Source organism: Kineococcus glutinatus (genome assembly GCF_039542765.1).
GTDB classification, from domain to species: domain Bacteria; phylum Actinomycetota; class Actinomycetes; order Actinomycetales; family Kineococcaceae; genus Kineococcus_A; species Kineococcus_A glutinatus.
In genome coordinates this window covers 1-12,064 of sequence record NZ_BAABIL010000154.1, presented here as the reverse complement: position 1 = coordinate 12,064, position 12,064 = coordinate 1, and the positions used below count along the sequence as shown (strand labels likewise).

Genomic DNA, 12,064 nt, shown 5'->3' with positions numbered 1-12,064 from the left:
CCGTGGTGGGGTCCAGGCCCAACTCCTCGGCCAGCAGCGCGCAGGCCTCGTCCAGGGCCGCCAGCGCCTCCGCCTGGCGGCCCGAGCGGTACAGGCCCAGGGCCAGCATCGCGTGCAGGCGTTCCCGGAACGGGTGCTCCCGCACCAGCCGGCCGAGGTCCGGCAGCGCCTCGTCGGAGCGCCCCAGCTCCAGCAGGGCGGCGGCGCGGGCCTCGTGCGCCTGCAGCCGCAGCTCCTCCAGCCGGGCGGCGTCCCCGCGGGCGAAGTCGTCCTCCGCGGCCTCGTCGAGCGCGGGGCCGCGCCACAGGGCCAGCGCCTCCCCGGCCGCCCGCAACCGTGCACCGGGACCGGCGGACGGGGACGCGGCCGCCCGCACCAGCGCCTCGAACCGGGTGGCGTCCACGGAGTCGGCGTCGACCAGCAGCCGGTAGCCCGCCGCGGTGCGCTCGATGCGCAGGTCGTCGCCGGCCACCGCCCCGCGCAGGCGGGAGACGAGGACCTGCAGGGCGTTGCCGGCGTTCTGCGGGGGTTCGTCGCCCCAGAGCTGGTCGACGAGGGTGTCCGGGGCGACGGCGACGCCGCGGCGCAGCAGCAGGGCCAGCAGCAGCCGGCGCGGCCGCCCGCGGCGCACGGGCAGCACCCGGCCGTCGCGGCGGACCTCCAGCGGCCCCAGCACCAGGAGCTGCGTGGGCATCCGGTCCGGCCTCCGACAGCGGCGTGAAAGGAACCCGCGAAGAGTACTGCCCGTGGACGCCGACACGAGCCCGCCCGCGGGACCGCCCGCCGGGACCCGCCCCGACCCCATCGAGGTGGACCGCGCGCAGGTCCTCGTGCTCGTGGCCGCCGGCGCGCGCCTGGTGGAGACCTTGGGGCCGGGCTGGTACGCCGACGCCCACCTGCCGGGGGCGGTCAACGTCCCGCACGACCGCGTCGACGAGCTCGCCCCGCTGCTGCTGCCCGGTCGTGCCGCCCCCGTCGTCGTCTACGGCAGCGACCCGGCCTGCCACAACTGCGCCTCCGTCGCGCACCGGCTGCGGGCGCTGGGCTACGGCGACGTGCGCAGCTACCCCGGCGGCAAGCAGGACTGGGTCCTCGCCGGCCTGCCGCTGGAGCGCGGCCCGGTGCCCCCGGCCGCCGCGACGGGCGGGGGCACCGCGTGAGCGCGCTTCGCCCTCGTGGTGCCGGTTCCCGCGCCCTGAGGCCCCGGCTCCCGGCGCGGGGTTCACCACAGGCGCCCGGTGGCCAGCTCCCCCAGGTGCGGTGCGGAGACGTGCAGCAGGTCGTAGCAGGTCCACGCCGGGTCCAGGACCTCCGGCACCTCGGTCCACAGGGTGTAGCGGGCGAGTTCCCAGCGGGAGGGGTCCACGGCCACCGCCTCGCAGTGCACGCCGGGGCCGGCGTGCACCGGGGCCGCGGCCTCCTCGACGACGCCGGCGGGAGCGGTGCCGTCGGGGACCTGGCGCACCTCCCGCGTGGCGAACACCGGCGTCCCCACGACCTCCGGGGACCGGTGGAAACCCACGCCCACCCAGTTCCGCACCGCCGGTCTCCCGAAGTCGGTGACGATGGCCCGGAAGGGCCCGTAGAGGAAGGCGTTGAGCCCCGCGGGGTCGCGCCAGAGGTAGAAGGGCGCGTAGGCGTTGACGGCCGAGCCGTGCCGGCCGACCCGGCGGACGGCGTAGGCCTTGAGCCCCAGGTGCGGGAAGTCGTCGGTCGCGTGCCCCCGGTCGGCCACCCTGCGGGAGATGACGTCCATGTCGTAGTCGGCGGGCAGCCCGATCTCGTACTGCATCACGTGCACGGCGGTCTCCTCGGCCGGTCCGTCGGGGCCCCGGCGCGGCGCCCGCGATCGTCTCGACGATCTCACCGCCCCGGAAGGGGATCATCGTCGGCATGCCGCGGATCCCGCAGGCGGTGTTGGTGTCGGCGTCGGGGGAGACCACGCGCAGGCGGGCGGCCCCCCGGGACGCGGACGAGCGTGGGCGCGCGCCCTGTCGCGGCCCTGTCGCGCGCGCGGGAGGGCGCAGCGGTGGTGCCCGCCGGGCGACAGCGGCGTGAAACCACCCCCTGCGACGGTCGTCCTCCCGAACCCGCCACCGGCACCGGGCCGGCCGGGACCACGAGGAGGACACCGTGACCGCCCCTGCGCGCTGAGACGCCCGGCACCCGCCGCCGCGGAGGGGGACCCGGTGGCCGACCACCCGGCCGGAGACCCACCACCAGAGACCCACCACCAGAGACCCACCACCAGAGACCCACCACAGAGACCCACCACAGAGACCCACCACCCGGAAACCGAGGAGTTCCCGTGTCCCGTCTCCTGCACCTCTCCGCCTCGCCCCGCGGCTCCCTCTCCGAGTCCCTGGCGCTGGCGGCGACCTTCCTCGACACCTACCGCGAGCTCAACCCGCTCGACGACGTCGACACCTTCGACCTGTGGGACGGCACGCTGCCCGCGTTCGGGCCGGACGCCGCCGCCGCCAAGATGACCGTCTTCGCCGGCGGGGTGCCCGAGGGCGCCGAGGCGCGGGCCTGGCAGCGCGCCGTCGACACGTTCGAGCGGTTCGACTCCTACGACCGCTACCTCTTCAGCGTCCCCATGTGGAACGCGGGCGTCCCGTACGTCCTCAAGCAGTTCATCGACGTGGTCAGCCAGCCCGGCATGGTGTTCGGCTTCGACCCGGTGGACGGCTACACCGGCCTGCTCACCGGCAAGAAGGCGGTCACCCTCTACACCAGCGCCGTCTGGGGGCCCGGGCGCCCCGCCACCTTCGGTTCCGACTTCCAGGCGCCGTTCCTGCGCGACTGGCTGGCCTGGACCGGGATCACCGACGTCGAGGAGGTCCACCTGCGCCCGAACCTCGCCACCGCCGACGCCGCGACCGCCCGCGCGGCGGCGCACGAGCGGGCGCGCGAGGCGGCGGGGAAGCTGTGACCGGGCTCGCGGACGCCGACGTCGTCCGGGGTTTCCTCTCGCAGGTGCGCTCCGGCCGGGACCCCTCGCGCGCCGCGGAGTTCCTGGCCCCCCGGGTCCTCGCCCACCAGGGCGCACCCGGCACCTCCGCACCCGTCGTGCCCCGCACACCGGCGGGGTACGCCGAGCACGTCCGGGAGATGCTCGCCGCGGAGGGTCCGTGGCGTTTCGAGGTGCTGGCGGTGGAGACCGCCGCGGGTGCGGTGACGGCCTGCTGGCGGCAGGACCCGCTGCGGGGCGGGGGCGGCCGCTGCGACCGCGGCACCTACCGCGTCCGCGACGGCCTCATCGCGGAGTACTGGATCGAGCCCGGGGTCGTGGCCCCGGGGGACGCGCCGCAGCCGGCACCGACCGGGCAGGACGCGGGTGCAGGACGGCGAGAGGCGGAGGACGTGGACGTGGCGGTCACGGGTGGGAACCGGGCGGGGCGGGGGCCGGAGGTCCTGCGGTACACGGCGTTCAGCACCGACCCGGCCGGTGGGAACCAGGCGGGCGTCGTGCTGGACGCCACCGGCCTCGACGCCGCGGGGATGCTCGCCGTCGCGGCGGAGGTGGGTTTCTCCGAGACCGCCTTCCTGTCCCCCGGCGGAGGGGGCGGGCTGGACGTGCGCTACTTCAGCCCGCTCGCCGAGGTCAGCTTCTGCGGGCACGCCACCATCGCCTCGGCCGTGGCCCACGCCGAGCGCCACGGGCCGGGCCGGCTGATCTACCGCACCGCCGCGGGCGAGGTGGGGGTGCTCACCGACCGGGCCGCGGACGGCTCGTGGCGGGCGACGCTCACCAGCGTCCCCCCGGCGACGCGGGAGCTGCCGGAGGCGGACCTGCGGGCGCTGCTGGAGGCCCTGGGGTGGTCGGCCGCCGACCTCGACCCCGCCCTGCCCCCGCGCGCCGCCTACGCCGGGGCGTGGCACCCGGTCCTGGCGGCCCGCTCGCGGCAGCGGCTGGCGGCGCTGGACTACGACCTGGCCGCCCTGGGCGCTCTGATGGCCGCGCGGGGCTGGACGACCGTGGACCTCGTCTGGCGCGAGGACGCCACCACGTTCCACGCGCGCAACCCCTTCCCGCCCGGTGGTGTCGTGGAGGACCCCGCCACCGGGGCGGCCGCGGCGGCGCTGGGCGGCTACCTGCGCGAGGGCGGGCACGTGGCGCTCCCCGCGCGCCTGACCGTCCTGCAGGGGCACGACATGGGCCGGCCCAGCACCCTGCACGTCGGCATCCCCGCCGACCCCGCCACCGGCATCGCCGTCACCGGCAGCGCCGTGGCGATGGGCGCGACGGCGTGAGGGGGGCGGCGTGAGCGGCGCGGTGCCCGACCACCGGCTGCGCTGCGCGGTCGACGCCAGCATCGGCTGGTGCGAGGACCTCTTCGCCCTGCACGGCGTGGGGTCCACCCTGTCCGGCGGGCTGTGGTGCAGCACGGGCGCACCGCCCCCGCTGCACTCCGACGCCGTCGTCGTCGAGCCCGGCGTGACGGCGGAGCAGGTCGCCCGGTGCCTCACCGGCCGCGGGCACGCCGGCGTCAAGGACAGCTTCGCGACCCTGGACCTGTCGGGCGCGGGGCTGCGGGAGCTGTTCTCCGCCACCTGGCTGCACCGCGCCCCGGCCCCCGCGGCGGCCGGTCCGTGGGTCCGCGTCGGCACCCCGGAGCAGCTCGCGGCCTGGACCGCCCGTCACGACACGGCCGCCGTCCTGCTCCCGGGGCTGCTGCTGCGCGGGCACTTCGCCGTCCTGGCCCGCCGGGTGGACGGGGAGTTCGTCGCCGGGGCGGTCGCCCGCCTGGGCAGCGGCGTGGTGGACGTGTCCAACACGTGGGCGGTGCCCGGCCACCGCCTCGACCGGGCCGAGCTGGCCGGCGCCGTCGCGGCGCTGTTCCCCGGCCGGCCCCTCAGCGGCTACGAGAGCGGTGACGACCTCGACGCGGCGCTCGCGGGCGGTTTCGAGGCCGTCGGCGAGCTGCGGGTGTGGGTGCGCTGAGAAGGGTGCGGGCGGGCCCCCGGGGATCCGGGGGCCCGCCCGCGTGCCGCCGGACCGGCTTCAGCCGGCGAGGGCCTGGCCGCGGTGGGCCGCGACGCGCGGCAGGCGCCGGGCGACGACGACCGCGGCCGCGGTGTAGGCCACCCCGCTCAGCGGCTGCACCACGCTGCCGGGGAGCCCGGCGAGGAAGAAGAGCGGCAGGCTGACGGCGTAGACCAGACCGGCCGCGCGCAGCCGCCGGTCGCTGCGGCGCAGGACCAGCCCCAGCAGGACGGCACCGGCGCTCCACAGGAACAGCGCCACCCCCGCGGTCCCCAGGAACTCGGGGCCGTAGACGTCGTCGTTGAGTTCCACGGCGGTGTGCGCGGCCCCCGCGGGACCGGCCTCGTAGGCGCGGCCGATGGCGGGCTGGGCGAAGGCGGCGACACCGAAGAGGGCGGTGTTGACGACGTTGCCCGCGGTGCCGAGCGCGGCGGCGAGGAGGCTGCGGCCCGGGCGGCCGCTGGGACCGGCGGCCAGCGCCGCCGCGGCGGTGAGGCCCACGACGCCGATCGCCGCACCGAGGACGCTGGCCAGCAGGTGGCTGAGCAGGAACGGCGTGGTGGTGACGTACTGCGCGTAGGCGGCGAAGTCGCTGCGGTGGTCGGGCTGGTGGGTGAGGGTGCTCAGCGTCAGCAGCACCCCGTGCACCGGCAGCGCCCAGACCCCGGCGCGCAGGGTGCGCAGCGGGAGGCTCACGCCGGGTGCCGGCCCACCCGCGGCGCGGGCCCCGGGGACGGCAGCGGCGTCGATAGCGGTGTCGGCAGCGGCGTCGGAAGCGGCGTCGGCGGTGGCATCGGTGCCCGGTCCGGTCATGGTGGTGTCTCCTCGGCGGTGTCGGCCCGCCGCTCGGTGCGGCGCGTGTCACCACCGTGGCGCCGGGGGCTGTCGCGGCCCTGTCGGCCGCTGTCCCGCCGACCGGGGACGATCCCCCGGGAGGGTGTCGCGTCACCCGGTGGTCGCCACCCAGCACCCGCTCGGCGCCTTCGACCAGCGACGCGACACCCTCTCAGGTCGGTCCGCCGCCGAGCCCCGCGTACAGGTGCGGGCGGCGGTCGGCGTGGACGTCGTTGCGGGCCGAGGTCCGCTTGTCCCGGGCCTCGGCCAGCCGGCAGCGCGCCAGCAGCACCTGCTCGCCACCGCCGGGCACCGCCTCCGCCAGCGGGTAGCCGTCGGGCCCCACGACCACCGAGCCGGCCACCCACTGCACGCCGCGCTCGGCGCCGGTGCGGTCGCAGGCGGCGACGAACATCCGGTTGGCCGCCGCCCCGGCCTGCACCTGCACCGCCTCGATCGGCCGCTCGCCCGGGTGGCGGCGCGGGCCGGGCCAGTTCGTCGGCGCGCACACCAGGTCCGCGCCCGCCAGCGCCGCCAGCCGCATCCACTCGGGGAACTCCAGGTCGTAGCAGATGACCAGGGCCAGGCGGCCCACCGCCGTCTCCACCACCTCCGGCGGCCGATCGCCGGCCACGAAGAACTCCCCCTCCCGGTCCCACAGGTGGACCTTGCGGTACACCGAGCGCAACCCGGAGGCGTCGACGAGCACCGCGCTGTTGCGCAGCGAGCCGTCGCCCGCGCGCTCGGCCAGCCCGGCGGCGACGACGAGGTCGTGCCGGCGCGCCAGGTCCGCCAGGGTGGTGACGGTGGGCCCGTCGAGGGGTTCGGCGAGCCCGCGCGCCTCGGCGGCGGAGCCGAACACGTACCCGCTGCGCAGCAGTTCCGGCAGCACCACCACCCGGGCGCCGCGGCGGGCGGCCTCCTCCGCGGCGGCCGCACCGCGGGCGAGGTTCTCCTCCGCGCGCCCCACCGCGACCCGGACCTGGCACACCGCCACGTCCACCGCGCCGGGGACGGCGCTCACCGCACCGGCTCCGGGGCGCCCTCGACCTCGTCGAGGGCGAGCTCGGGCACCGGGCGGCGGAAGGCCCGCGTCAGGCCCACCAGGTAGACGAACCCGACGGCGATCCACGTCAGGCCCACCGCGAACGTCGTGCCGGACAGGCTCGTCCACAACCACAGCGTCAGCAGCACCCCGGTGCCGGGCAGCACCCCGAAGCGCACCACGTCCCCGGCGCCGCGCCGGCCGGAGTCGACGAGGTAGTGCTTGACGACGGAGAGGTTGACGAACGAGAACGCCACCAGGGCACCGAAGCTCACCATCGCCGCGGCCAGCTCCAGGCTGATGGACAGCGCCAGGCAGGACACCAGCCCCACCGCCAGGACCGCCGCGACGGGGGTGCGGTGACGCGCGTGCAGGGTGCCGAACAACCGCCGCGGCAGCACCCGGTCGCGGCCCATCGCGTAGAGGATGCGGGACACGCCGGCCTGCGAGGCCATCGCCGAGGCGAAGCAGCCGGCGACGTAGGCGGCGGTGAAGAACGCCTCGAGGAGGTCCCCGCCGGCGGCGGCCATCACGTCGAGGGAGGCGGAGTCGACGTCGGTGAAGCTCGTGTGGTCCGGCAGCACGAGGTGCCCGACCCACGCCACGACGACGAACAGGACGCCGCCGGCGAGCGCCGAGGTCAGGATCGCCCGCGGGATCGTCCGCCGGGCGTCCTTCGCCTCCTCCGCGAGCGTGGAGACGGCGTCGAAACCGAGGAAGGACAGGCACAGGATCGCCGAGCCCGCCAGCACCGCGGACACGTCGGTGCCGGCGGACCAGAACGGCGCCGTCAGCGAGGGCGCCCCGTCGCCGGCCACGGTGCGCAGCGCGGCCACCACGAACACGGCGAGGAACACGCCCTGCACGGCCAGCAGCGCGACGTTCATCCGGTTGACGAGGGTGATGCCCAGCACGTTGAGGGCGGTGACGAGCGCGATGGAGGCCAGCACCCACACCGGTGCCGGCACGGCGGGGACGGCCTCGGCCAGGTAGATGCCGATGACGAGGTAGTTGATCATCGGGAGGAACACGTAGTCCAGCAGCAGCGTCCAGCCCGTGAGGAAACCGGCGTGCGGGCCGAACGCGCGGCGGGTGTACGTGTACGCCGAGCCGGCCGAGGGGTGGGCGCGCACCATCCAGCCGTAGCTGTAGGCGGTGAACAGCATCGCCGCCAGCGTCACCACGTAGGCCAGCGGCAGGTGCCCGCCCGTCATGTCGGTGACGAGGCCGTAGGTGGTGAACACCGTCAGCGGCACCATGTACGCCAGGCCGAAGACGACGAGGGAGGGCACCCCGAGGACGCGGCGCATCCGCACGCGCGGGGCCTGGTTCGAGGTGGTGGCGGGGGGAGCGCTCGCCCGGCTCATGCGCGTTCTCCTTCGGACGGTGGAGGTTCGGACGGGAGGTTCGGACGGGGAGGTCGGGGTCTCACAGGACGTCGTGGACGACGGCGCCGGCGGCCGCGGTGAGCAGCGCGCGGGCGTCGGCGGGGGGCTCGCCGGTGGCGACGACGTCGTGGTCCAGCAGGACCAGGTCGGCGCGGGAACCCACCGCGAGGGTGCCGGCGTCGTCCTCGTCGCCGTTGACGTACGCCGAGCCGGACGTGAACGCCCGCAGCGCCTGGTCCAGGGTGAGCGCCTGCTCCGGCAGGAACGGCGCGTTGTGCCGGTTCTCCGGGTCGGTGCGGCGCACGGCGACCTCGATCTCCTCCAGCGGGTTCGCGGTCGTCACGGCCCAGTCGCTGCCCATCGCCAGCCGCGCCCCGCTGCGCAGCAGCGACGCGAACGGGTACTGCATCCGGGCGCGCTCGGGGCCGAGGAAGGGCAGCGTCAGCTCGTCCATCTGCGGTTCGCTCTGCGCCCAGTACGCCTGGCAGTTCGCCACGACGTCGAGGGCGGCGAAGCGGGGCACGTCGGAGGGTTGCACCACCTGCAGGTGGGCGATGTGGTGGCGGTTCCCGCGGGCGCCGTTGGCGGTGCGGGCGGCCTCCACCGCGTCCAGGGCGCCCCGCACCGCGCGGTCGCCGATGGCGTGCAGGTGCACCTGGAAACCCAGCGCGTCCAGCTCGGTGACCGCGGCGGCCAGCAGGTCCTGCTCCACGTAGGACAGGCCGTGGTTGTCGGTGTGGCCGCCGCAGCCGTCGCAGTACGGCTCCAGCAGCGCGCCGGTGAAGTTCTCCAGCACCCCGTCGGTCATGATCTTCACGCTGGTGGCGCGGAACCGGCCGCCGGGCGCCGACTCCCGCTGGGCGCAGAACTCCGGGATCTGGTCCAGCCCGCGGTGGCGGTCCCACCACAGCGCCCCGACGACCCGGGCGGTGAGCCGGCCGTCGTCGGCGAGGGCGCGGTACGCCTCCAGCGTGGCGGGCGTCACCCAGGCGTCCTGCCAGCCGGTGATGCCCAGGGCGTGCAGGTGCCGCTGCCCGGCGAGGATCGCCTCCTCCCACTCCTGCCGCGTCGGCAGCGGCACGAACCGGTCGTTGAACGTGTAGGCGGCGCCCTCGTGCAGGGTGCCGCTGGGTTCACCGGTGTCCGGGTCCCGCTCGATGCGCCCGTCGGAGGGGTCGGGGGTGTCGGCGGTGATGCCGGCGACCTCCAGGGCGCGGGAGTTCACCCACGCGCCGTGCACGTCGCGGTTGAACAGGAACACCGGCCGGTCGGGGACGACGGCGTCGAGGTCCTCCTTGCGGGGGGTGCCACCGGGGAAGTGCTCCATCGCCCAGCCGCCGCCGACGACCCACGGGGCGCCCGGGTGGGCGGCGGCGTGGGCGGCGATCGCGTCGAGGTACGCGCCGGGCCCGGCGAGGTCGTTGAGCCAGACGTTGAGCAGGTTCCGCCCCGCCACGGGGGTGTGCACGTGGGCGTCGACGAACCCGGGCAGCACCAGGCCGCCGGGGGCGTGCACGACGCGGGTGCGCGGGCCGGTGACGGCCGCCACCTCCTCGGTGCCGAGGGCGACGACCCGGTCCCCGCGCACCGCCACGGCGCCGGCGGTGCTGCCGCGCGCGTCGAGGGTGCGGACGGTAGCGCCCGTGACGACGAGGTCGGCGTGCTGCGTCATGCGCTGCCCTCCTGCGGTGGGGGACGGGACGGCCCCGCGGCGGCGCTCCCGGCGGCGCTGCCGGGGCGGGGTCCGAGCGAAGCACCGCCGGAACGATCCGGCAAGGACTGTGACGTAACGTTCGTGTCGTGCCGACCCTCCGCGACGTCGCGCGCGCCGCCGGGGTGTCCACGACGACCGCCTCCGACGCCCTCGCCGGGCGCGGGCGCATCACCGCCGCCACCCGCGAGCGCATCGCCGCCGCCGCCCGCGACCTCGGCTACCTGCCCAACCTCGCCGCCCGCAACCTCCGCAGGGGCCGCACCGGCGCGATCGGGCTGCGGGTGCCCGAGCGCACCGCCGGCCTCACCTACTACATGGAGCTGGCGATCGGCGCGGCCGAGCGCGCCCACGCCGAGGACGCCGCCCTCACGCTGCTGCCCACCGGCTCCCCGCCGCGTCCCGGCCTGCACGTCGACGGCGTCGTCGTCGCCGACCCGGCGCTGGGCGATCCGGGCGTCGCCGCCCTCGCGGCCGCCGGCCTGCCCGTCGTCACCTGCGAGCGCGACCTCACCCCCGGCGCCGCGCACGCCGGGACCGTGGAGAGCGACCACGCCGCGACGGCGGTCCGGCTGCTCGACCACCTCGCCGCCCGCGGTGCCCGGCGCACCGCCGTCCTCGCGCCGGGCACGGAGACCGCCTACGGCCACGACCTGCGCGCCGCCCACGAGCGCTGGTGCGCCGAGCGCTCGGTCCCGCCGCTGGTGCGCGACGTCGGCCTGGCCTCCGACCCGGTCGTCGTGGCCGGTGCCGTCGCCGAGCTGCTGGGGTCGGCCGAACCCCCCGACGCCCTGCTCGTCGTGCCCGACGGCAGCGCCACCCCCGCGCTGGAGGCCGTGCGGGCGCGGGGGCTGCACCCGCCCGGCGACCTGCTGTTCGCCGCCTACGCCGACGGCCCCGTCCTGCGCGCGCTGCAGGTGACGGCCGTGGACCTCGCGGCCCGCGAGATGGGCCGCCGCCTGGCGGGGCTGCTGCTCGACGTCCTCGCCGGCCGCCGCCCGCCGGGCACCCGCGAGGTGCTGCCGCTGCAGCTCGTCGAGCGGGCCAGCAGCGCCCGCTGAGCCCGCCGAGGGCCGTCCCCGCCGCGCCGTCAGGATCGCGCCACCGCCGCCCCGATCGCCGCCGCGGCCTCGCGCAGCAGGTCCGGGCCGGTGGCGGCGTACCCGAGCACCAGCCCCGGCGGGCCCGGCCGCAGCCGGTGCATCGCCAGCGGCTGCACCCGCACCCCGCCGGAGGCCAGGTCCGCGACGACCTCCGCCTCCGGCACCGACCCCGGCAGCGTCACCAGCAGGTGCAACCCCGCCGCCACCCCGTGCACCCGCGCGGCGGGCAGGTGCTCGCGCAACCCGGCCAGCAGGGCGTCGCGCCGCTGCCGCTGCCTCCGGCGCACCAGGCGCAGGTGCCGCTCCAGCACCCCGGTGGCCAGCAGGTGCGCCAGCACCAGCTGCGGCAGCACCGGGGAGCAGATGTCGCTGGCGTGCTTGGCCGCCACCACCTGCGCCCGCAACCGCCCCGGGGCCAGCAGCCAGCCCAGCCGCAGCCCGGGGGCCAGCACCTTCGACGTGCTGCCCATGTACACCACCCGCTCCGGGGCGCCGGCCTGCAGCGCCGGCACCGGGCGGCGGTCGTAGCGGTGCTCGGCGTCGTAGTCGTCCTCCACGACCAGGCCGTCGCGCTCGGCGGCCCACGCCAGCAGCGCCCGCCGCCGCGCCGGGCCCAGCACCACCCCGGTGGGGAACTGGTGGGCGGGGGTGACGAGGACCGCGGCCGCGGCGGTGCCCGCCAGCGCTGCCACGTCGAGGCCGTCGTCGTCGACGCCCACCCCCACCGGCACCGGCCCCCAGTGCGCCAGCTGCTCCCGCGCCCCGCGGGAACCCGGGTCCTCCACGGCGATGCACCGGTGGCCGCGGGCGTGCAGCACCTGCGCGGTGAGGGCCAGGGCCTGCGCGACGCCGGTGACGACGACGAGGTCGTCGGGCGCGGCGCCCACGCCGCGGGTGCGGGCCAGCCAGCCCGACAGCTCCCGGCGCAGCACGGCGCTGCCGCGGGGGTCGCCGTAGCCGAGGTCGGCGGCCGTGGCGGCGGCCAGCACGCTG

The 12,064-nt window shown here is 77.2% G+C and carries 12 protein-coding genes; 5 read left to right on the top strand and 7 right to left on the bottom strand.

All coding sequences use genetic code 11. From position 1 onward, the window contains the following. Positions 1-694 (bottom strand): AfsR/SARP family transcriptional regulator (locus ABEB16_RS06730; protein ID WP_345711487.1); only part of this gene is annotated, 694 nt, incomplete at its 3' end. 52 nt (positions 695-746) lie between these two features. Here ABEB16_RS06730 and ABEB16_RS06725 point away from each other — a divergent pair. Continuing rightward, positions 747-1,160 (top strand): rhodanese-like domain-containing protein, encoded by a 414-nt coding sequence (locus ABEB16_RS06725; protein ID WP_345711486.1) that lies wholly within the window; start codon positions 747-749, stop codon positions 1,158-1,160. A gap of 62 nt (positions 1,161-1,222) precedes the next feature. On the opposite strand, the gene ABEB16_RS06720 is transcribed toward ABEB16_RS06725, so the two are convergent. Then, positions 1,223-1,792, bottom strand: a complete 570-nt coding sequence (locus tag ABEB16_RS06720; RefSeq protein ID WP_345711489.1) for a DUF4865 family protein — start codon at positions 1,790-1,792, stop codon at positions 1,223-1,225. Positions 1,793-2,308: 516 nt separating this feature from the next. Between ABEB16_RS06720 and ABEB16_RS06715 the strand changes: the two genes are divergently transcribed. The 3 genes from ABEB16_RS06715 (at position 2,309) to ABEB16_RS06705 (ending at position 4,948) form a co-directional block, all read left to right on the top strand. Continuing rightward, complete coding sequence (locus ABEB16_RS06715; RefSeq protein ID WP_345711485.1) at positions 2,309-2,935, top strand: FMN-dependent NADH-azoreductase; 627 nt, start codon at positions 2,309-2,311, stop codon at positions 2,933-2,935. 437 nt (positions 2,936-3,372) lie between these two features. Beyond that, positions 3,373-4,257, top strand: coding sequence for a PhzF family phenazine biosynthesis protein (locus ABEB16_RS06710; protein ID WP_345711488.1), 885 nt, complete (start codon positions 3,373-3,375; stop codon positions 4,255-4,257). A gap of 10 nt (positions 4,258-4,267) precedes the next feature. Beyond that, complete coding sequence (locus ABEB16_RS06705; RefSeq protein WP_345711484.1) at positions 4,268-4,948, top strand: hypothetical protein; 681 nt, start codon at positions 4,268-4,270, stop codon at positions 4,946-4,948. Positions 4,949-5,008: 60 nt separating this feature from the next. Here the strand turns inward: ABEB16_RS06705 and ABEB16_RS06700 are convergent, their stop codons facing one another. From ABEB16_RS06700 to ABEB16_RS06685, 4 genes are all read right to left on the bottom strand, one after another. Beyond that, positions 5,009-5,803: a hypothetical protein gene (locus tag ABEB16_RS06700; RefSeq protein WP_345711483.1), complete on the bottom strand. Its 795-nt coding sequence runs from the start codon at positions 5,801-5,803 to the stop codon at positions 5,009-5,011. Between the two features lie 193 nt (positions 5,804-5,996). Beyond that, positions 5,997-6,848 (bottom strand): nitrilase-related carbon-nitrogen hydrolase, encoded by an 852-nt coding sequence (locus ABEB16_RS06695; RefSeq protein ID WP_345711482.1) that lies wholly within the window; start codon positions 6,846-6,848, stop codon positions 5,997-5,999. Next, positions 6,845-8,236 (bottom strand): APC family permease, encoded by a 1,392-nt coding sequence (locus tag ABEB16_RS06690; protein ID WP_345711481.1) that lies wholly within the window; start codon positions 8,234-8,236, stop codon positions 6,845-6,847. The genes ABEB16_RS06695 and ABEB16_RS06690 overlap by 4 nt, the downstream gene beginning before the upstream one ends. Positions 8,237-8,297: 61 nt before the next feature. Then, complete coding sequence (locus ABEB16_RS06685; protein ID WP_345711480.1) at positions 8,298-9,929, bottom strand: amidohydrolase; 1,632 nt, start codon at positions 9,927-9,929, stop codon at positions 8,298-8,300. Between the two features lie 128 nt (positions 9,930-10,057). Here ABEB16_RS06685 and ABEB16_RS06680 point away from each other — a divergent pair, with 128 nt between their 5' ends. Next, complete coding sequence (locus tag ABEB16_RS06680) at positions 10,058-11,029, top strand: LacI family DNA-binding transcriptional regulator (protein WP_345711479.1); 972 nt, start codon at positions 10,058-10,060, stop codon at positions 11,027-11,029. A gap of 29 nt (positions 11,030-11,058) precedes the next feature. Here ABEB16_RS06680 and ABEB16_RS06675 read toward each other — a convergent pair. Then, the coding region (locus ABEB16_RS06675; protein WP_345711478.1) for an aminotransferase-like domain-containing protein at positions 11,059-12,064 on the bottom strand (1,006 nt) is incomplete at its 5' end.

Coding starts and splice junctions, on each gene's coding strand:
- ABEB16_RS06700 (WP_345711483.1), bottom strand. CDS start 5,803: ATGACCGGACCGGGCACCGATGCCACCGCCGACGCCGCTTCCGACGCC.
- ABEB16_RS06685 (WP_345711480.1), bottom strand. CDS start 9,929: ATGACGCAGCACGCCGACCTCGTCGTCACGGGCGCTACCGTCCGCACC.
- ABEB16_RS06720 (WP_345711489.1), bottom strand. CDS start 1,792: ATGCAGTACGAGATCGGGCTGCCCGCCGACTACGACATGGACGTCATC.
- ABEB16_RS06690 (WP_345711481.1), bottom strand. CDS start 8,236: ATGAGCCGGGCGAGCGCTCCCCCCGCCACCACCTCGAACCAGGCCCCG.